Below are 22,522 nucleotides of genomic sequence, written 5' to 3'. Positions count from 1 at the left end.
TAAAGCAGACTTTTAGCCTGCCAAAGCTTAGTGGTTTATTTAACCATTTGCCTAAAACTTTAATTTTTCGTCTTTATCCCAGAGTCCCCAATACGCTCCTACATCACCTTCAGCCCCCACTTTCCATGATTCATCAAAAGATGAAAAATAGAACATCTCAATATCATCATCATTAGACCATATTTGTGAGTTTATAAAATACTTCACAGCATTTTCTTGTGATGGAATAGCGCCTTGCAATCCTTCACCAAAAGAAGGCCATCCTGTTTCTGTTATAATCACTTTTTTTCCGTTTCCAGCACTTTTAGCTTGATTATACATGTCTCTCATATAAACCAAAGCATATTCTTGACTACAGCCTTCCCAATAAGGATAACAATTAGCTAAAATCACATCGCAGGCTTCTGTAATTCTTGGTCTGTGACTAAACTCATAATAGGCGTCTACATACCCCATTGGTACATCTGGGATAGCATTTTTAACATCATGCATAAAAACTAAAAGCTCATCTTCGGTTAAATCACCTCTATACATAACTTCGTTACCAACAGCAGCGATATCTACAAACCCTCCTTTTGCTAGTTCTATAAGTCCCGCAATCTCTTTTTTATTGATCTCTGCATCATCACCTAACCAAGCGCCCACTAAGGTTTTAATACCATATTCTTTCGCAATACGCGGAATAGCCTCATTACCATCTGTACAAGAAAAAGAACGAATCCATTTTGTATATGGTTTTATGATTTTCATACGACGCCTAATTTGCTTTTCGGTCATTTGATCACCTGGTTCTTGGCCTTCTTCATAAGGGCTAAAACAGAGTCCATGCATCCCATTTTTTAATACTCTTTTAAATAGGTTATGTATACCTTTCGGGGTCTTATCATCAAGATTTAACCCTGCTAACGATCTTATTTTACCAGCTCTATACGACATAATTTTATTCTATTAATTTTCTAAAGTTCTCCTCTACGTTTTACTAATTCTACTTTTATTTCTCTTGCTCTTGTTTCATTCAAACTATATTTATACATAATCCAAATAGCTATAGCTGCAGTGACAGCTGGTATAACAATATCTGCTATTCGTAGCTTTGTCATTGTTTCAGCTGTTTGAGATACAGCACCTTCGTCGAAACCAACTAAGGTTAAAATGGCTCCACCAAGTACTAAAGCAATGGCCTGCCCCAGCTTTACCATCCACCAGTAAATCGCTCCAAAAGTTCCTTCTTTTCTTGGCATGCCATTTTCTAGTTCATCTAAATCACATACATCTGCCGTCATACTCATCATTAATGTAAATAAACCCCCTAAACCAAAAGCCATAAATGGAATAGGTAAGAACATTAGCCAGGGACCACCTTGGCTCGTATCCATGCTAAACCAAGACATACCTATGCTGTCCAGAAAAGGATTGATGGCATCAAATATTGAACCTACAAAACTGTTTAATCCTTCACCAAAACTTGTCTTATTGAATTTATCGTTTAATGAATTATCAAAGCCCCACCACTTAAGTATGTAACCAATAATCGAAATGACTGTAGAAATAATAAAAGCTTTTCGCTTTCCCCATTTGTTAGCTATTTTTGAAATGATAGGAATAACCATAAAGGCGGTTACTACTGCTGTGAGTGAAGCGAACCAAGCTGGCCAAGTACCAGCGTCACCATAGTTACCATTATAAATATAAAAGACAATTATAAAAAAACTGAATGAAGCGACCATTTGGAATCCATTAAACACAAGGAATGTAGCTCCACATAACTTCATGAAGGGTTTATTTTTGGATACTTCCTTAATACCTTGAAATAATTCTTTAAAACTAGATGATAGTGTGTTAAGGCTTATTTCTTTTCTGTTTTCCATTTTTCCAGAATCAATCCCTTTGCAGAATAAGGCCGGTAAAATCCCAAGTACAGCACATGCTAACCCAACTATTAATGATAATTTACGAACCCCTGTTGCTTGTAATTTTTCATCTGTTATTTTTTGTAATTCATCTCCTGTAAGTCCCATTTCTCCAATAATTCTTATTGTTTCTTCACTTAAAGGAAAGACGGTAGGGTCAGCAATAACGACCCAAAACCAAGGCACTAGCATCCAAGCAATTTGACCAATAATATTTGCAAATGCCATTAAGCGTGTACGCTCATTATAATCAGAAGTCATTTCGTATCCTAAACCTACTAATGGTGTAGCATACATGGTATTTCCAATGAGAAACAATAAAGACATAAGAAGAAAATACCAAAAGTTGAACATGACCGAATTATCTTCACTCATTTGGAATAAAAACGCAAACAGTATCCCACTTAAAATAGCTCCAATAAAAATATAAGGTCGTCGTCGTCCCCATCTTGACTTGGTATTATCAGAAATAAAACCCATTATGGGATCAGTGATAGCATCAAATATTCTAGGTAAGCCGCCTAATAAACCTGCTAACCATGGATCCATTCCAAAAGCAGTTACTAAAAAGAACATAAAAACCGCTAAAGCTCCTGGTAATAAATTAAGTACTAAATGTCCTGAACCGAAAGCTGTTTTTTGTAAAAAGGGTACTTTGTCTTTCGCTGCTGTTTTTATATTTGACATATCTTATTGGTTTAGTTAGTATTAATTATTTTTTGGAATCACAATAGTTTGAATAGCCCGAGCATCTATTGAGAATTCAACATTTTTTTCATGTATTGATAGGTTAATTGTTTTTTGGGTTTCAGTTTCATTAAACAATACAATTGCAATGCTTCCATCGGGATTTGTAGCGGCAGTTACCATGAGCTTATCATCAGAGTTTTCTAGTCCAATAACTTTAGCATCTGGTCTTATGTATTTGCTGAAGTGTGCCATGACATAATAAATGGGTGTGAAATAAACTTCGTCGGCATCAGGGTCAACAATTACAGGCGCTACACACCAATTCTCAAACCAATTGGGGCCACCTTGTCTATCTAAAACCATATTCCAGTCTACCCATCCATCAACCCAATTGTTAAGACACCCAATAATATCTCTAGCGTATCGGTTTACTGGCGAATACTTAGGATGCAGATATTTTTCTTCTTCCGATGCCCAATCCCAGCCCCAATCGGTAGCTTCTTTACTCCAGTACCAAGCATCATCTTTCCATTTAGGAACTTCAGAATCTACACAGCCTTCGGTTTCTATTAAGTATTTATCAGGTGCTTTATTATGTGCATATTGCAAGGCTTCAGGAAAAAAATCATAGGTGCTTTCATACCAATGTATAGCAGTACCATGAAAGTATTTAGAGGAGGCTTCGTCTCTGTACATTTCATCAACCCATTCTTTTAAGCCTGCTCTATTCTGGTCGTATCCTAAAATTATTTTATCGCCTTTTCCATCAGCTTCAAGTTTTGGACCTAAATGATGTTGGACAAAATCTGTCATTTCCTTTGGTGTAAAATGCATACTTTCCCAGTTGTTTCCATTCCCATGAGGTTCGTTCTCAACCGTAAAGCCCCAAATATCTATACCTTCTGCTTTATAAGCGTCCACATATTTTGAAAAGAATAAAGCCCAGGTGTCATAATATTCTGGAAGTAGCTTGCCTCCAACCCATTTGTTATTGTCTTTCATCCACGGTGCTGCGGTCCAGGGTGATGCAAATATTTTAAACCCATCTTGAGATATAGTCAATGCCTCTTTTATCATTGGGATGAGGTCATCCATATCTTCTTCGATAGTGAAATGCTCTAAAGTTTTATCACCTTCTACTGGGGAATATGAATAGTTGGTTAGTGAGAAGTCACATGAATTCATGTGTGTTCTGGTTAAAGAATATCTAGCACCATCTTTGGCAAAATAGGCACGTAAAATGGTATCTCTATTTGCTTTACTTAATTTGTTTAGTAAGTAAGCCGAAGATTCTGTAAAAGCCCCTCCAAAACCTGAAATAGTTTGAAAGGTTTGTTCAGGAATTAGCTTTATAGTCACTTTTGTATTTGCAGCAGGAAACTCAGTGATCTTGGTCAGTTGATTTCCTTTTGCTGAGGTTTCAAAAATGTCTACTTGTAATTTGTTATCTGTTTTATCGCAACTCATTATTGTAAATAATAGACAGTAGAAATAATATGTTAAAGGTCTCATAGTCATTTATTATAAATTTTAATGTGCCATACTAAACTCTACAGAAGTTGGAGGCACTAAAACATCTTGCATTAAAGCTGCTTTGTCTCCATTGTAGGTTTTCGTTATTGGATTTCCATCTCTTGTTAATCCATCGAATACACCCTGATCAACCAAATCCCAAAGCGCATATTTTGCTTGTCCTTTTAAATTGATTAAACCAAAATGATTTTCCGATCCTAATTTGTTAGCAGCATCTTTCCATTTCTCGTCAAAAGCCTCGAAATAAAAGCAAGAAATATTCGCTTTGTTAGTCCAATCTCTCATCAATTCATGGTAACGGCCAGATTTATATTCGTCTGTTGCTCTCGACCCTTTTGAGCCATAGTGACCATTAGACACGGTAGACCAACCTGTTTCTCCTATGTGTATGGGTTTTTTTATACCTAAACTTTTCATATAGTTTGAAACACTATCGTATTGTGTTTTTGAAAAATTTAGAGCACGCTGCATCGCAGACTCGATTTTTTCTTGTTCAGAAAGGTTGTTTTCGTTTTCTGGAACAAACCAAAAGGCAGGGTTATAGTGAGAGTTATGCATAGGATAGGTGTGCATAGAAACATAATCGACTGCATGGATTAGTTTTTCTAAATCTTCTGTATGGTAACTAGAATCGCCACCACCCCAAGAAGAAAAATCATCTGAACTGGTTATCCATAATGTTTCTGGAAGCTCGCCAGATGTTTTTAATTCTTGTAAGTGAGTCACCCACTTTAATATCACATTTGGACGCACAAAATAACTTGTTGCCCAATTTACCATGGCTTCATTTCCAACAGCTATAATTTTAACTATATCTGGGTATGCTTTTGCTAAAGCGACGGCTCTATCAATTTCCGCTGCGTTGGCCTCACTCTCTACTTCATGATCTGGTGCTTTATCTGTCCATGCGTTTTGACAATCTATCCAAGCGCCTAACATCATATACATTTCAAAATTAGAGTCTTCGCTTTTTAATGCTCTTATGGCTTTTAATATATTGGGAGCTTGCTGCAGTTGTACATTGTAGGTTCGTAATATTTTAATACCCATAGCGGCCAAAATTTTCATATCTTCTTTTAGCTGTTCTATAGTAGGTTGCACATCACGTGTTTTTTGTCTGTAACCCCCATAGGAAATAGCGAGGTATTCTGGATTACCTAAAATGTCTGCTGCAGTTATATGTTTCTTTTTAATCACTTTTTCTGTTACTTTTTTAGACTTATTTGTACATCCCATTATTGCCATGAAAATGGTTAGTAATAGGGATATTTTTAAGTTAGTTTTCATTCGTTTGCTCTTATCTTTTTAGCAATACATTTATTTGAGTTACTTCGCCCTTTCTTTGAAAAATTGATTTTGATATTTCTGAGATAAGACTTAGATCATCAAAATTCAATTGTCTATTATTATTAAAAAAGACTTGTAAGCTATCTTTATTTGAAAGCTGATATTTTATAGGTACTTGGCAGTAGGTAAAGCAAAGTGTATTTGCTTCTAATAGCATTTCCCATTCCATCTTTTTAACATCTGTATAGGTGAAAATTTTTGGGATTTTTAAAAATTCTTCTTTACGTAATAAATGTGGGTTAAAAGTGATGCGACCATTGTTTACAAAAACACCTAGTTCACCAAATCTGCTTAAAATATCTTCTTTAACCTGACCGGTCATTCCTGGTTGTTGAGCGCCTTTGGTAGCTGGTGTATGTGAATATGGATCTGTTGGAAAAGCACCGTATAATTTGGGTGATTTATGTACACCGATGCCTGCATTTATTTCGTAATAATGGTCTAATAGTTTCCCTATAAGCTTTTCGCTTTGATTGTTGTTTATGGCTAACAAACAATTTTCTTGAACTGCTAGTAATAATTTGGAAACCATATGCCAATAAATAGACCCGAGACCTTCGTAACCAAAAAATGTTCCTGAACGTCCTGTGAATGATTTATGATCGAAAATGTCTTCAAAGATGTCTAGTAATAGTTCGGTGTCTTTTTTTATCAAAAATTGATAAGTGTCTTTAGGTAAGCCTGCCAGAGCATCTTTTAAACTTCTTGCGTTGTTGAAATTACTGTTAAAATGATAGCCTCCTAAATCATCCTTTTCTATAATAGATGTGTTTCCATCTTTTACTAATTGTTTTAGTAAATTGGACTGCTCTACTTTTTTTGAAGGAATATTATTTTTCTTGTCAAATCGAGGTAATTCTTTATCTGGATATAAAATATAGCTATACTGATCACTTCTAAAGAGCGCACTCTTTTTTAAACCATCTAACAGTGTTAAAGCTTCTTTTGGCGATAGATAACCTGAGCTTAAAGCGGCTACTTGCCCTTCCAGCATTTCTGGTAAATAGGATATAGATACCTCCTTGTCATTTTCAACGGTCATCAAGTTATAGGCGTGAAACATATGGTCCGAACGCTTATTAGCATCAATGGTATGTTGTAGATAGGTTTTTGTAGTTTTTATAAAGCTTAGAAGCGCCGTTTTTGTTATAACAAATTTGTTACCTGTAAAACCATTATTGTAAACAGTTGTTCTGTACTTACTTCCTGCTAATCCCAGGCCGTCTAAAACTGTTTTTCTGTTTTTATCGGATACTTTTCCTGAAAGGATGTGTTTATTCGTTTCAAGTGTTGAAACAACGGCATCAAAGCATGTTTTTAGTTCTATAGAAATATCAACTTGGCTTGTTTTTGATTTGTCGAGAATCTTTTCAAAGAAGTTTAAAAAACGATTTAAATAATATAGCGTTACCATAGATACGCCATTACCTACTAGCGCATTGTTGGCGTCATTCCATTCTGGTCTTTGCGTGTTTAACCAAATACCACCTTCTGGAATAAAGTTTGATACTTTGGCTAATACAGTTGCTATTAATTTTTCAATTAAATTAACTTTATAGATAGCATCATTTTTATCTCTTAATAGCGTACCATCTGCTCCTAATTTTTGTTTTGTTTCATTAATTTTTGCATCTAGCTCATAATCAAAATCAATAGTGTCTTTAGGATTAATAAGCGTTTCTTGATAACTCTTTATTTTATAAGGGACATTGGCGTAAACAAAAATGTTCTGATTAAAACGTTCTTCAAGTTTGTTAGGGTAATGGTCTTCTATAAACTCCAGAAATTTTAATAGGTAAATAATTTGATGATCTCCCCAATATCCAATATAGGACCACGGATCGTTTTCTTCTATGATTTCCCAATCGAAACCATCTTTTGTAACACGATACGGATTGTAGCCTTCAAATGTTGTGGCGTTTAAAAACTTATGGATCATACTCTCTATAAACTCTGGATATGAATGTGCTAAGGCTTCCCAATTTTGAAAAATATCTCGCCAGTTTCCTTCATAATCTAAGATCTTAGAGCCATCAGTTTCACTATGGGTATTTATTGAGAACTTATTCCAAGGTCGACTAGGGTCTCCATGTCTTCTGCTAAACTTTAAGGGTAAGTATTCAAAACTAAGGCGCTTAAAAGTGTCATCTACATCTTGTTCTGCCAGATTTTTTAAATAGTTAAGCGTGAATAGTGCTGGTAAATTCTTTAACTGATTTTCTTTTTTATTGAAAAATTCTTTGTTCGCATTTGCTATATATTTTACAAAATCTGTTTTTTCAATATTGTAATTATCATCAAAAACACCTCCACGCATAATATTGAATAGTGTGTTTGAAAAATGTCTTGTGTTTATTAAAGGATCTGCTGTTAGTTGTAACCCATCTGCCGCTGCTGTTAATTGAATTAAATTTTCGGTTCCAGCATCAATATCTTTTTGAATAAGACTAGATATGTCTTTTTCATTTTTAATGATTTTTGAGATTTGATTAATACCTGAAATAGATTGGTTTACGTTAGCAACAAATAGCCAGTTTTTTTCTGAATTTGATGCTAAGTCTATACTGGAAGAAATAAAATAAGCCCCTTTTTCAGCTTTTACATCAACTTCTTGTATTAAAGCATTCTTTTCTCTAAAGCTATCAAGCTGCAATGACGACATTAAATGAATGGGGTTTTCAAGGCCAACAGACCAAACGGTGTTAGACTTTAATGCTTCACTAGGTTCTGCTTTGTCAACTATTACAGCACTCAATGTAAAAATGCCTAAACCAACGTCGGGTAATAATTCACTTTTCTTGTAAGCATCAACTAAATTACTTCTACTGTTTTGTAAATCGGAAGTAACGCCTGCAGGTAAGATGTTTTGTAATCCGTCTAATAGAGTAATTCGAATTTTAGAATCAGAATTGTTTATCAATGTTGACTTTTTTACAAAACCAAATTGATTACTAGAGCTCCATTGGTATCTGAAAGTTAATCCCAAATCAAGGTTTATTTCTTCAAAAATGATTTTGTTTCCAAAACTGTTTTTATATAAATTTCTTGATGTTTCATAAACCCCCATTTGACGTATTGAAAAAGGCTCCCATATATAAGTTTCTCTACCTAAATGAATCTGGAATATGGTTTTACTTCCTGTAATATCCGCCGATTCTGTTATTTTATCGTCTGTATAATACGGAAACAATGAAGATTCAGAATTTTTTCTTCCCGCAGATAAACCGCCATTACTGGATATAAACATCCAATGGTTTGAATCGCTTACAATACTCATGAAAAATGGACGCATCGCATCGCTATTTGAGATCTTGTAATACGTTTCATTATCAAAGCTAACTAGTTTTCCAGTTATTTTATTTGATGGTTTTGTAGCCGTATCTTCTCTATTATAAATGGTTTGATTCATTATTTTATCTCCCTATGTTTATTAGGTTTTTACACCCTTCATTTGCAATTTTGAAATAAAAAAGACCAGTTATAACATAGCTTAGTGCCGGCCTTTTTTATTACTTTTATATTAATTATTCTAAATTTCTTATCTAGTTGGGTTAAGGTGCAACTTTAACAGAAACGTTATCAATATTAACAGTTCCTGTACATGTGCCTGCTCCACCACAAACCAATTCTAGCAATAAGGATAATCCACCATCTACATTACCAGCGGTAGTAAAAGTGTATGTTCTGGTTTCCCAGGTTGTTGGAAAACTGGCATCTCCTGCTACCAAAATATGCTGTGCAGCAGGATCTGTTGAACCTTCTGCTGGCTCAGAAAATGTAAACGCTTGGAAAACGGCACCGTCTGCTGGCATATCGCTAGCATTTGCCTGAATATCGAACTTAACCTCATAAGTTGTATTTGGCTGAATGACTCCTACACCAAACCTTGTTTGCTTTAAAGCTGGGTTTCTTGTTGGTGCTGTTTTTATTTGACCCGAATTACTCCCACCATTATTAATGGTTGTAGAAATTGTTACTGTACCGCCATTATCTATGAGCTCCCAACATCCAGCATTGGCTTCAAAATCACCATCTGCTATAAACTCACCTGCTGGAGGTGCTGGGCAAGAACCGCCGCCGCCGCCAGAACTAACCTGTTCAATATCATCTATATAAAATGTTCCAGCGGTGTTAGAACCTCCATCAACAAATACGATGAGGTTAGAAAATGACTCGCTAGTTGTTAGCGTAAACGTTAACTCTTCCCATCCAGATCCGGTATGATTTTGATCATTCTCATCTGGGGTTCCTCCTGTTTCAACCTTTAATTTTATTACTCTTGCAGTGTTAGAGAATAGCTTAAGTTTAATACTTTTATCCGTTGCAAAACTTATAGGGGTGTCTAAATTTAAATTCATGTTTTCCCATGGCTGATTTGAATCAAAAACCATTTTTCCAACCATAGAAGGTGTTGCATTAATGCCTGATAACTCAGGGTTATCAACTACTTCGAAAGCAACATCTCCAGTATCTTTAGATACATAGTCTATGCCTTCACAATCGAAGTCTATTGGTAATGACAACATGGTTTCAGTACATGTACCGCCGCCGCCAGAAGATACTTGTTCAATATCATCTATATAGAATGTCCCCACGGTATTAGAACCTCCATCAACAAATACAATTAAATTCGTAAATGAATCAGAAGAATTCATTGTAAATTCCAACTCTTCCCAACCAGAACCTGTATGGTTTACATCCGTTTCTGTAGCAGGGCCACCACCTTCAAACTTTAACTTTACAGCTCTTGCTGAAGATGAGAACATTTTAAACTTAATAACTTTATCTGTTGCAAAACTTATAGGAGTATCATAAGTTAAATTCATATTCTCCCATGGTTGATTTGAATCAAATACCAATTTCGCAACTTTTGAAGGTGTTGCATTTATTCCCGATAATTCAGGATTATCTATAACTTCAAAAGCTACATCTCCGGAATCTTTAGATACATAGTCAATACCATTACAATCGAAATCTGTTGGTAAAACTAGCATAGTTTCAGTACATGCTGGCGGTGGAGGTGTTCCAGCTACCTGTTCTATATCATCAATATAAAAAGTGCCTACAGCTGTACCCGGACCATCAACAAAAAGTATCATATCGTTATATGACGCTGTAGATGTCAAAGTAAAGGTTAATTCTTCCCATCCAGAACCTGTGTGATTTACATCCGCTTCAACGGGATCTTCTGTACCATCTTCGAACTTTAATTTTAATGGCAAAGCTTGATCTGAAAACAATTTTAATTTAACACCTTTGTCTGTTGTAAAATCTATTGGTGTATCTAAATTAAAGAATGCATTTTCCCAATTGGCTCCAACATTTGTAATTTTCCCAACTTTAGAAGCTTCACTATTAATGCCTGAAAGTTCTGGGTTATCAACAACGTCAAAAGAAACATTCCCTACAATTTTATCTGTATATGCAATACCATTACAATCAAAATCTATTGGTAACTCAAGCATGGTTTGCTGACATGGAATATCGGCAGTATCAATTTGAGAAATATCATCAAAATAAAACTTCCCGTCCGTTGTACCGGCTCCATCAACAAACATGGTAAATCTTGAATAGCTTGCTGCCGAATCAAAGGTAAAATACATTTCTTCCCAACCTGTACCACCATGACTGGCCGTAGCTTCAACATCTGCACCTGTTCCTTCTTCTAATTTTACTAAAACATCAATTGGCGTATTAGACCAAAAAAGCATTTTAATAGTCTTTTGAGTCTCTAAGCTTAAAGGTGCTCCTAAGTCAAAATAGAGCCCTTCCCATTGTGCGCCGCTATTTGTTATTTCACCAACCTTAGACGCATTTGGATTGGCTCCAGACGGATCTGGATTGTCAACTATAGCAAAAGAAGCGCCTCCGAATAACTCGGCATCATAGTTAGTATTTGCACCATCGAATGAAATTGGTATAGTAGCGATTTCAGGAATTAAAATGGTAATGTCATCTTGAAAAACATCTGAAGCTCCGGCTACATTATTAGCATTCAATACTACGGTATACGTACCATTCTCATAAGTTTTTATTGGATTATTTAAAGTTGATGTAGAATTATCGCCAAAATCCCACGTATAGGTATTGGCGTTTTCAGAAATATTTATGAACGTAACGGTTCCTGTATCTATATTAACTGTATAAGTAAAGCCAGCAACAACTTTTGGCAAAACCACATCATCGTCTTCACAACCTATAAAAGCTATCGCCAGAATAAGTACTGCTATTTGTTTAAGTGTTCCTAATAATTTTTTCATTGTCTTTTTTTTATTGGTTGTTACTATTCTTATATACTCTTACATAATCTACAAGCATGGTTTGAGGGAAAACGGTTTCTGAGTTAGGGTTACCTGGTAAAGCTCCACCTACTGCTACGTTCAATATGATATAGAAAGGACCACGATTAAACACCCATTCGCCCGGAACATCTTCCGGTGTTATTTGGTTGTATAATACATTGTCCACATAATAATTGATATAATCGGGACCCCATTCTATTCCGAAAACGTGAAATCCGGTATCAAATCTATCATTCTCTAACTCATATGACTTACTTATGGACTCTCCGCCTGAATAACCAGGTCCGTGAACGGTACCAAACATTCTAGACGGTTTATCGCCCACATATTCCATAATATCTATTTCGCCTATTTGTGGCCAAACCTCAGCTCCGTTAGAGTCATCTCCCAACAACCAAAATGCTGGCCAAAGCCCTTTACCATAAGGCACTCTAATACGGGCTTCAAATCGACCATAAGTTTGTTCAAACTTACCTTTAGTGAGCAGTCTCGCAGAAGTGTATGAAGAACCGTCAAACGCTTCTTGTTTTGCCGTAATAATCAATACACCATTTTGGACGGTAACATTATCTGAACGATCCGTGTAATACTGCAATTCATTATTACCCCAACCGTTTTCGCCCGTTCCAATATTATATCCCCAAATTGAAGAATCTGGAGCACCATCTACGTTAAACTCATCTGCCATGACAAGCTCTGTAAAGGTTGCAACTGTTTGTGTATCATCAGTTTCACAACCAGATATCACAAAAAAGGAAACTATTGAGAGCACCATCATTAATGCTTCTTTTGTTCTCCATTTATATTTATGCTTTTTAATCATATTATTTCTTTTTAAAATTTATGTTATCTAGCTTATTCTGTATAGAAGTATATATTATCCAATATAAAATCAGGACCACCTGCCAATATAAGAGCACCTAAATTGTTCTTTTGAGAGGAAAGGTCACCGTCTAAAGGAATCTCCACAGATGTCCACGTTCCAGATGTTAAACCTGAAGCTGTGAACCTGAAGTCTTTATCATCTCCATCAGGAAAACCTGTAAAAACATTTGTTTCTATTTCTCCGTTTGCGCCTACATCTCGTATTTGTATTTCAACACTGGTACTAGCTTGCTGTGTGTAAATATCAATATGAAGATGACTCAGTGTTGATGCATCCACAGTACTGTTAAAAATGATTCCTGTGAAATTGTTATTAGTATAGATTTGAACTTTATTACCATTTAAATCTGCTTCAGAAGTTTGTGTCGTAGAACCTCCAAAACCAGGATTAAAATTAGCACCTGTTACTGCTGTATAGGCATCACTGTATATGGACTTAACATTGGCTGCCGGATCCATGGGTACCGGCGATGCTGGTAAATTACCACTGGAAGTTACTTCTAAAGAACCTTCTGCCATAACACCTGCCAATTCACCCGTTACATTTGCCGTACCTTTTTTGAGTATAGTCACCAATCCGTTTTCATCTACCCCGGCAACACTAGGGTCTGATGATGCAAATAAGAAATATGCCGGTGTCGTGTTTACTGTTACATTGCTGCCACTTACATTAAATGTTTGTGTAAGACCACTAGCGGCTAAATTTATTATGCTTCCATTAAATGTTTGTTGTATAACATCCTGACCGTTTAAAATAACAGGTTGCGGCTGTGCTACGGTTCCAAGTTTTTCAAACTTAACTTCATCAATCCAAAAGGTATATCCTACTTCACTACCAACTGGACCTATTCCTCCTGCGGAATATCTTAACATACCACGTTCCTGAATAAGTTTAGATGGATCTGGAATCGGCACTACATACTTCACCCAATTTGTGGTTAAATCGATATTGGTTCGGGTCGTAACATATTTATTCTCCCCAAAGTCTTCACCAAAGCCAATTTCACCTATGGTTACTGCTTGAGATGCTTTAGCCCAAAAAGTTAAGGCATCAAAACCTGATAAATCTCTACCAGAACCTTCTCCATCAATTCTAAAAATAGCACCTGCATAATTTCCATCTGGGTCGTTTGCGTTTGGTACGTCGAACCGCATGGATGCTGTACCATCATAACTTACTTCGTCATCAACAGACCAAGCTGTAGCTTTTGACCCATTGTAAGGAAAATAAAAATTAGTTCCCAAGCCAACAGGAGCATCTATAAATATCTCTGCTGTTGCTGGAAATGTTGCAAAAACTGCTTCATCTGAAAGTTCTCTTTCACAACTAACTACAATTGTAAAAATGCATCCTAAGAGGAATATCATTTTTCTATATGTGAATTTTATATTTTTCATCTTAAATCTTATTTTATTTACCAATGTTGATGTGTATATAGGTTCTAATCTCCCATTCGCTTCCGTTGTCAAACCCAACTGGGCTTACGGTTGGTATAGCCGGAAAAGTATTCGGTGGAACTGCATTGGGCGAATATCTCGGTGAATTTTCGTTTAAGGAACGCCAAATACCACGGATACCGATCTTAGTATCAGGAAGTATGAACCAATCCGGTTTTCCTAATGATGTAGAAATATCAACCATGTTTTGAACCGGGAATGTCAGGTTAAAATCTCGATGATAATCGAAAGGCCCCCAATCATTAATTTTGAAGGCATATTCCAATTTCCATTTTTTATAAATCATCTTGATATCCCCTCCAAAACGCTCTATCGTTCTGTCACTGTCTCCATTTGCCTGAGCATTACCTCCATAAAAATTTCCGATGATGCCCAAGTCTGGACTTATTTTAGAAACAACACGAGAACTTATTTCCCAAAGGTCTTGTGCAGGTGCAGCTTGTGGAAAAGCGAAAAAAGTACGATTTGCTAAAAAACCAATATGTGCATCTTGCGCCGTTGGGTGGTGCTTATATACAAAGCCTAGGTTGAAGGCTATTTTTGCATCTTCTGAACGATCGTTGTCCCATTCATAAAACCAAGAACCAGGTGTTGGATCAAAAGTTAAAAGTAACTCTCCCGCTGTAGTTTCTCTATTACCTCTTACAGCAAATGGATCGTCTATAAAGTTCCTTAATCTTCCGGGGGCAGTCACATCATTAGGCATAGGGTCTATAAGAGGTTTCTGCCAGAGAAAGTTCGGAGCGATCTGCCAGTTTCCTGCAAGAATTGTGAAACCTGAAAGTATATTGGTTTGATTTCCGCTTCCGGTATCTTTTAGTTTCCATCCGGTAAATGTTCTAGTAGCATCGGCGCCTCCATTTGCCACTAAACCCATGTAAGCCGCTTGGGCATAGAAATTAAACGCGCCTCCTTCATAAGTGAACTTAGCTTTACCTCCCCAATTATCATCGGAGTTTATTTTATCTTGATATACCACGTAGTTTCCAGATGCTCCTCTTACGTCTTGAAATGTACTACCGTTTAACGGTCTACCTCCCCAAATACCGCCTAGGGAAAGACCAAATTTTCCAAATTCGCGTTCTAATACAACCGTGGCACGTTCTGTAGGCCAAGGTGAAATGACACCACTTCGAACTTGATTGGCGTCAAGAATTCGTCTACCATTCTGGTCAAATTCTAAACTAGTGTCTAAATCTCTATGATAAATACCTGTAATATCCCAATGTTTAAAACGCGTTCTATACTTTAAGAGTGCTGTTGGATTTGCACCCCACCAAAGCTGTGGACCAAAAGCAGCTTTTAAGCCTTTAAAACCTCTCTTTCCATCTATCTCTACGCCTAAAATCTCACCATTGTAAAGGTCTAGGTTAGGACCATAATTCGCTTCAGGGTATAAACCAAAAAAGTCTCCTTCATAACCCCAATGGTAATGCCCTGTTCTATAAAATCCTCTAACATCAGCATGTTTTGTATCCCACTCAAATTCTGCGTTGTAAACTCGAACCCGGTTAAAATCATTGATTTCAACATCCAAATCATTTCCACCTTCGACACCTTGAATTGTCACTGGTCTTCCAACATTTTCATAAAATATTTCATTGATAGGATTCTCTGCTACATTACCAAGAATATTGAAGTTAACTTCGGCTCGCATGTTCGATGTTGGTTTTCCTTCAATTCCAACATAGTAGGATTCCATATGATCGAAACCTAATTGGTTCGGGAAAGAATTAGCATTTGGATCTTCGTTTCTGGGCGTTGTTATCAAAGAACCTCCTGTATTGAAAGTTGTGAATTCTGCTCTAAGTCTACTCAACTTAATTTTTCCTCCATCTTGAGCATCCAGAGCCGCCTTATCGCCGCGAGCTCTTAAAACGGCATCCATAAGCTCTATGCCATTAAAATGGTTTTCAACAAACGTTGCATCTACACCTTCGCCATAAGGGTTTAATTGGTGTGCTTCTTTTAACGCATAGTATGCTGCACGGGGATATAAATCGTAAAGCCCTCTAGAGCTTGTTGGTCCTTTGGCACAGATACCAAACCATTCTTCGTTCATGTTATTCTCTCCCGGAGCTAAATCAATGGAGTACCCTCCGTTTGCCCATGAGGCATTATTGTCATGTTGATCGGCATTTTCTCTTTTATCAAAACCGTATTTCCACCAACCATCACTAAACTGAAAAGTAAATCCTCCTAAGGAGTTATTTGCTTTTCCTAAGCCAGCTGCATTTTGATAAATTTCTCTCCAATTCTCTACCATATAATAGGCTTGGGCTTTCTGGTCTTCTTTATTTTCTATGGCATTGAAGGCATCTGCTCCAAACTCCGTAAATAGGATAGGTTTATTAAGTTTTTCTTTAACGACTTTAAACATATCTGTAAAAGAAGCTCCCCGATAAGAATTTACGCCGTATATGTCTACGTCTTTACATTCTTCTGCTACGATGTCTATAAATAATACATCTCCGTTACATATTGCAACGGGATGTGATGAATCCATCGCTTTCATCCTTTTAGCAGCTTCGTTCATAAGTTTATACATTGGACGACCACGATTTTCTCCAACGGCTTGCTTTTTTTCTTCTTCATCGGGAAAATCTTCGGTTTCCGCTCCTGCCCAAAAGAGACCATAGTTGTTTTCGTTACCTAACAAATAAAGTAGAAGACCCGGTGTATTTTTATATTCCTTAACTAGATTCTCAACTTCAGACATAAGATGTTCTGCTGTTTTAGGGTCATTATAAATGGTAACTGGAGTCCAAACACCGTTTAGAGTTAGTCCGTAACGTCCAAACGAATGGTTCAGCATCGTATAGATACCATAGTTTTCGTAGATATATTTTATCCATCTTGCAGGAACACCTGTATATTGACGAATCACATTAACATTCATGTTCTTTAAAAGTGACATTTCTGTATCAAGTCCTGCTTTGATTATATCATCGGACTTTTTCCAGAAATTAGCATTCACGGTATTGGTTCCAATAGGAATATAATCCCAGTTCATACCATTAATCATGAAGTCTTCTCCATTGACAACTAATTTCATGCCCTCTTCATTACTTACAACAGATACTTTACTGGCTTGAGACCATATAGTAATTGTAAATAAAAAAAGTGCTAATCTTAGAAAAGTGTTTTTCATAGTATTTTTATTTTTACGTTAGTTTTCTATAAAAAATGCTAAGAGATTAAAGAGTAGGCATTATTTTAACCAAGACATTTTAGAGAATTATAAATTTAGCATGTTTGGTTGTTGAATTGATAAAAAAGACCTCAACAAAAAACATACATCGTTAATATTTATATCATTTATTGCGAGAATAGCAATATTCATAGGGTTTAATTGATAAATCTCCAACTGTATGAAGGGCAGTAAAATTTCGTTTTTATACGTAATGTTGTGGTGTTGTATAGGTGAAAAAAACAAATGTTGTAGGTCTAATTTTAGGATTAGAACCATAAAGTACCATAAACATTGAAATGTTTTGATTTTTACCAACCTTTGATGTTAGTCCTGTTCATTTGTTGTAAAGATGCCAGTAGTGGTTTTATTGGTCTCAAATGCAGTTAAAAGGATGTGCTTTAGTGTATTTTGCTTTCGGCTTCTAAAACTTTTGACACGAATTTCACGAATTCTCACTAATCTAGTTTTACCATGTTTATTATTTTACATTTCGGTATGTCACGAAGCAGACTTTCAGTCTGCCAAAGAGTACCTATGAACTTCCTGTCCATGGGTGGTTTGTTTTTAGTATAGATTTAATATGCGGTATGGCAAACTATTTTAAGTCACTTGATAGTTTCAAATATTAAGTAAGCACAAAAAGAAGGTGCAAAGTTATTTGCACCTTCTTTCTTATATTATGTATATGTTATAATCTTTTATTGTACTGGTTTTTCCGTTTGATACTTACAATACCATGCATTACCTGGAATAGCACTGTCTGTCATTCTAACAAATAATGTTGTTGCTGTTACTTTAATAATTTCAAGTTTACTAACACCCACATACCAACTCATAAAGCCATTGTCAGAAATACTCATCGTAGTACCTCTATAACCTCCAGCAACCGTTGCATTAGATGAAGACGGTATCATAGTGACACTTTTAACACCAAATAAAGATGGTGCTACATCTTCGCCATGGCAAGTGTCACCATCAACTCCAATGGAGGCAGCAAAATCTCCTGGTGTATAGGCTGAACCTACCGTCTGCTCATATAACAAATCTCCTTCTGTAGGCTGTGTAAACACAAATTCTGCATCATACATACATAATTTATCTGCATGCCAAGCCGTAGATGTAAACCATTGCGAATAGGTGTGTTCGCCACCAGGCTGAGTTTCATTTGGACCTAAACCTATATTACCAATCTTATCAGCTGCCCAGTACCATGTTTTGTTTAATCCTACACCGCCGCTTAATAGGTCTTTGGCTTCTTGATCCTCAAAGTTACTTACTACGTCTATATTAATAGACTTCGTTGAGGAAATACCACCAATACCAAAGGCAATGGCTGTTACGGTATAGGTATTAAGTCCAAGCTCTGCAAAAACAAAGCTTTGCTTTCCTTCAGGTGCAGCCATTCTTTCTCCGTTGATTAGGTATTGGTACGAGATTGCGTTATCTGCTGTCGCTATGAAATCCACCATACCGCTTCCGTCACCGTTAGGATTACTTGCGTCTGCCCCTATAATTTGGGATGTGATTTGAATATTAGATGGCGCTATAATCTCTCCTACTTGGTAATCATCTTCTTGACATCCAAAAAGAGCTCCAACCAAACAGAACATTATAATTAAAAATTTTATATTTTTCATAATTCTAGTTTTAAAATTTATGTGACTTTAATTTATGTCAATATCGTCTACGTATATGGTGTAATTGCTCGAACCATCGCCTGCGGTGCCATTATCCATTATTAATACAAGATTTGTAAATTCTATATTTGTATCAATACCAGAAAAATCAAAAGTTAATTCTTCCCATTGATTTGCAACAGTACTCGTTGCCACTACTTCCGCTGAGGCAACTGTATTTGGCCATGGCGTATCATCTTCAAATTTCAATGTTAACGTTAGTCCTGTCCTAGGAGACCATACTTTCGCAGTAACTGTTGTTGAATTAACAAAAGAAAACGGTTGTGTTACCCCAATTACCGAACCTCCCCATGTTTCTCCAGCATTTTTAACAAGTTGTGATACCATACTAGAAGTGTTTCCGTTATTAGGGTTTTGATCTGGATTCGTTATAATGGAAATATCGCCACCATCAAAACTTCTTAATGACTGTTGTGGCTCAAAATTTAAAAATGATCTTGTCGAAATATCATCAACATAAATAGTGAAATTATCGGTTCCATCTCCTGCTGTTCCGTTATCCATAATCAACACAATATTTGTAAAATCTATATTCGTGTCTATTCCAGAAAAGTCAAATGTCAACTCTTCCCATTGAGTTGCGACAGTACTCGTTGCCACTACTTCAGCTGATGCAACCGTATTTGGCCATGGCGTATCATCTTCAAATTTCATGGTTAAAGTCATTCCCGCCCTTGGCGACCATACTTTCGCGGTCACTGTTGTTGAGTTTAAAAATGAGAACGGTTGTGTTACCCCAATTACTGAACCTCCCCATGTTTCTCCAGCATTCTTAATTAACTTTGCTGTTGTGCTAGAAGTATTGCCGTTATTTGGGTCCTGATCTGGATTAGCGACTATAGAAATATCACCCCCGTCAAAAGATCGTAGCGCGTATGGTGTTTCGAAAGTTATAGGTGTAGCACTTTCTCCTGAAACAGGTGCTGCCTGTTTAATATTATCGACATAGAATGTCCAATCTGGACCGCCTGCGCCTTCTATTCCGAGGTCAAAGATTAAAACGATATTTTGATACGCTTCTGCGGTGTCAATATCACTTAAATCGAAAGTAACTTTTTCCCAATCACTATTTCCAACCAATGTTACTTCTTTCTCGAAGAAAATATTTTGAGGATCCGCGGGGTCTTCAACTTTAAACAACAGTTTTCCGTCAGGTCTAGGAGACCAAACATCTATTGTTACTAATTTTTTTGCACTAAAATCAATTGGCGCAGACATTTTAATAGCGCTTCCACCCCAAACTTGCCCTGCATTTTTTACAATTTTTGCCACTGTAGCGGAATTGTTATTTGCATCCACTTGAGGGTTGTCTTCAACTGTTATAACGCCACCATCAAAACTTATTAAAGCGCCCGTATCTATAAATTCAAAATCTATAGGAAAATCTGTTGGTGACGCAATGGTTATAACTTGCGTGATTTCGGTTGTTTCTGCTCCACCACTTAAAGCCACGACTCTAATTGTATAATCTCCAACGGCAGGATATTCAAAACTTACCGTTTCATCTAACATAAGAAGTGTAGGTTCTTCATCTATTATAGATGTGTCAAAAAACACTTCAAAAGAAGCTGCATAATCTGCAGTAGCAGATACATTTAATTTAAATGGATTAGAGGAGTCTATTTCTGCCGTAACAATCAAATTTTCTGGAGTTCTAAATGACACTACCAACTCTTGTGTTGTTTCTGTTTTTAAACCAGTAAGCCCAATAGCTTCAATAGTTATAGTATATGTGCCTTCTGCATATGTATGCTCTGTACTTTCTCCTTGGCTCACGTTTGCTAATTCTTCTGTTCCATCTCCATAATTAACATTATAGGATGATGCATTTGTCGCATTTGGTGTGATGGTTACTAAACCAGAATTATCTTGTGATATATTTAATGTTGCCGAAACGTCTGCTGGAGCTATAACTTCATTTAGATAATCTAAACTACGGTCGTCTTCTGTACAGCCAATAAAGACCAGTAAAAATAAACCGATACTAAATAAATATTTTAATGTTTTCATTTTTATAAGTTTTTATTTTTTAGTAATTAGGGTTCTGTTCCCATCTGTTTCCAGCCAATTGAATTTCAATGGACGGTATTGGAAACACTTCATGTTTTCCCGAAACAAACCCATCTATTTCGTTTGCAGCTCTACCTGTTCTTACTAAATCGAAGAAACGGTGACCTTCACCAACTAACTCTACGCGGCGTTCTTTATATATATCGTTCGTTAAGTTTGTACCAGATGTGGTAACATCTGATAATGTCGCTCTATTTCTTACTCTATTAAGGTAAGTTCTTGCTCGATCATCACTTATGCCACCTCTATTTAAGGCCTCTGCAGCCAATAATAGCACATCGGCAAAACGAATAGCTCTATAATTGTTTGGATTGGTTAAATTCGCGTCCCCCGTATTTAAATCACCTTGACGCGCTATATATTTTCTGTTATAATATCCTGTATGCTCAAAGCCTTCTTTAAAACTAGCTCCTGTTTCTGCTGCCCAGGCATTGATATCTAATATGGAATATTCTAAACGAATATCATCCGCTTCAAATGCGTCTACTGCTTCTTGTGTTGGTACATTGAAACTAAATCCAGATTCAAATAACGTACCATCATAATTTCTTATACCATTAAATCCAACAGCTACATTACCTTCGCTGCATTGTAAACAATCAAAACTTCCTCCTTCTTCATCCGTATATTGTACTTCGAAAACAGACTCTATGTTATTTTCATTATCGTTTTCAAACATCGTATTAGCTGTTTCTGTAGGAAGTAAATCCAAAGGGATAGATGGTGCACTATCAATAAGGTTCTCTAAAACAGTTGCGGATTCTGAAAATTTGTCTTGATACAAATAAACCTTACCTAATAATGCTTGTGCCGCAGCCTTAGTCACTCTACCTTTTTGGGCTTGAGTATTGGGTAAATTTGATATTGCAAATGTTAAATCGTTCTCTATTAAAGCGTAAACATCTGCTTTAGGTGATTTGTCAATTCCTAATTCTTCACCAAATTGTACTCTTTTATCTATAATTAAGGGGATGTCGCCAAACCACTTTACTAATTCAAAATAATAATAAGCTCTTAAAAACTTTGTTTGAGCTAGTACGTTATTTTTATTAGGAAAATCTGTTTTGTCTTGAAACTCCAGTATGTAGTTAGTTCTGCTAACGCCTCCATACATCCAAGTCCAAATATCTCTTAATTGAGCATTTACAGGTGTATGTATCATATCATCTATTTCCTGAATCCCAGGAACATCTGTTGCGCTTTCTCCTCCTGCCAGCGTATTATCTGAAGCTATTTCACCAAGCATGACGTTTAAATAGGTGGATTGTAATGCATCGTAAGCTCCAATTAATGCATCTTGGTAATCTTGTTCTGAATTAAAGAATTCATCAGATATTTCGTCTGGAGATGCCACATCTACAAAATCGTCGCTACATGAAGTTGTCAAAACGAGAACGATTAAGATATTTTTTATTATAAATTTTTTCATAATACCAG

General features: G+C 36.3%; 12 protein-coding genes. All 12 read right to left on the bottom strand.

Annotated elements, in window-relative coordinates; genetic code table 11:
* Nucleotides 1-51 precede the first annotated feature (51 nt).
* The 12 genes from Q4Q47_RS08235 to Q4Q47_RS08180 all read right to left on the bottom strand — a co-directional run bounded on the left by Q4Q47_RS08235 (nt 52) and on the right by Q4Q47_RS08180 (nt 22,514).
* Nucleotides 52-936, bottom strand: coding sequence for a glycoside hydrolase family 17 protein (locus Q4Q47_RS08235; protein WP_303306178.1), 885 nt, complete (start codon nt 934-936; stop codon nt 52-54).
* A gap of 20 nt (nt 937-956) precedes the next feature.
* Nucleotides 957-2,597 (bottom strand): MFS transporter, encoded by a 1,641-nt coding sequence (locus tag Q4Q47_RS08230; protein ID WP_303306177.1) that lies wholly within the window; start codon nt 2,595-2,597, stop codon nt 957-959.
* A gap of 21 nt (nt 2,598-2,618) precedes the next feature.
* On the bottom strand, nt 2,619-4,067 hold the full coding sequence (locus Q4Q47_RS08225; RefSeq protein WP_303306176.1) for a glycoside hydrolase family 30 protein: 1,449 nt from the start codon (nt 4,065-4,067) through the stop codon (nt 2,619-2,621).
* 63 nt (nt 4,068-4,130) lie between these two features.
* Entirely contained in the window at nt 4,131-5,420 is a 1,290-nt protein-coding gene (locus Q4Q47_RS08220; RefSeq protein WP_303306175.1) for a glycosyl hydrolase family 17 protein, read from the bottom strand.
* A gap of 10 nt (nt 5,421-5,430) precedes the next feature.
* Entirely contained in the window at nt 5,431-8,889 is a 3,459-nt protein-coding gene (locus Q4Q47_RS08215) for a hypothetical protein (RefSeq protein ID WP_303306174.1), read from the bottom strand.
* Nucleotides 8,890-9,031: 142 nt separating this feature from the next.
* Nucleotides 9,032-11,740, bottom strand: a complete 2,709-nt coding sequence (locus Q4Q47_RS08210; protein ID WP_303306173.1) for a PKD domain-containing protein — start codon at nt 11,738-11,740, stop codon at nt 9,032-9,034.
* 10 nt (nt 11,741-11,750) lie between these two features.
* Nucleotides 11,751-12,605, bottom strand: coding sequence for a glycoside hydrolase family 16 protein (locus Q4Q47_RS08205; protein ID WP_303306172.1), 855 nt, complete (start codon nt 12,603-12,605; stop codon nt 11,751-11,753).
* Nucleotides 12,606-12,637: 32 nt separating this feature from the next.
* Nucleotides 12,638-14,065 (bottom strand): Ig-like domain-containing protein, encoded by a 1,428-nt coding sequence (locus Q4Q47_RS08200; protein WP_303306171.1) that lies wholly within the window; start codon nt 14,063-14,065, stop codon nt 12,638-12,640.
* 13 nt (nt 14,066-14,078) lie between these two features.
* Nucleotides 14,079-17,276: a glycoside hydrolase family 2 TIM barrel-domain containing protein gene (locus Q4Q47_RS08195; RefSeq protein ID WP_303306170.1), complete on the bottom strand. Its 3,198-nt coding sequence runs from the start codon at nt 17,274-17,276 to the stop codon at nt 14,079-14,081.
* Between the two features lie 740 nt (nt 17,277-18,016).
* Nucleotides 18,017-18,955: a hypothetical protein gene (locus Q4Q47_RS08190; protein ID WP_303306169.1), complete on the bottom strand. Its 939-nt coding sequence runs from the start codon at nt 18,953-18,955 to the stop codon at nt 18,017-18,019.
* Nucleotides 18,956-18,982: 27 nt separating this feature from the next.
* The gene (locus tag Q4Q47_RS08185; protein WP_303306168.1) at nt 18,983-21,025 is read right to left on the bottom strand and encodes a hypothetical protein; all 2,043 of its coding nucleotides are present in this window, start codon (nt 21,023-21,025) and stop codon (nt 18,983-18,985) included.
* A 19-nt stretch (nt 21,026-21,044) separates the two neighbouring features.
* Nucleotides 21,045-22,514: a RagB/SusD family nutrient uptake outer membrane protein gene (locus Q4Q47_RS08180; RefSeq protein ID WP_303306167.1), complete on the bottom strand. Its 1,470-nt coding sequence runs from the start codon at nt 22,512-22,514 to the stop codon at nt 21,045-21,047.
* Between the last annotated feature and the right edge of the window lie 8 nt (nt 22,515-22,522).

It is taken from the genome of Flavivirga spongiicola (genome assembly GCF_030540825.1).
GTDB classification, from domain to species: Bacteria; Bacteroidota; Bacteroidia; order Flavobacteriales; family Flavobacteriaceae; genus Flavivirga; species Flavivirga spongiicola.
This window is presented reverse-complemented; position numbering and strand designations above follow the sequence as displayed.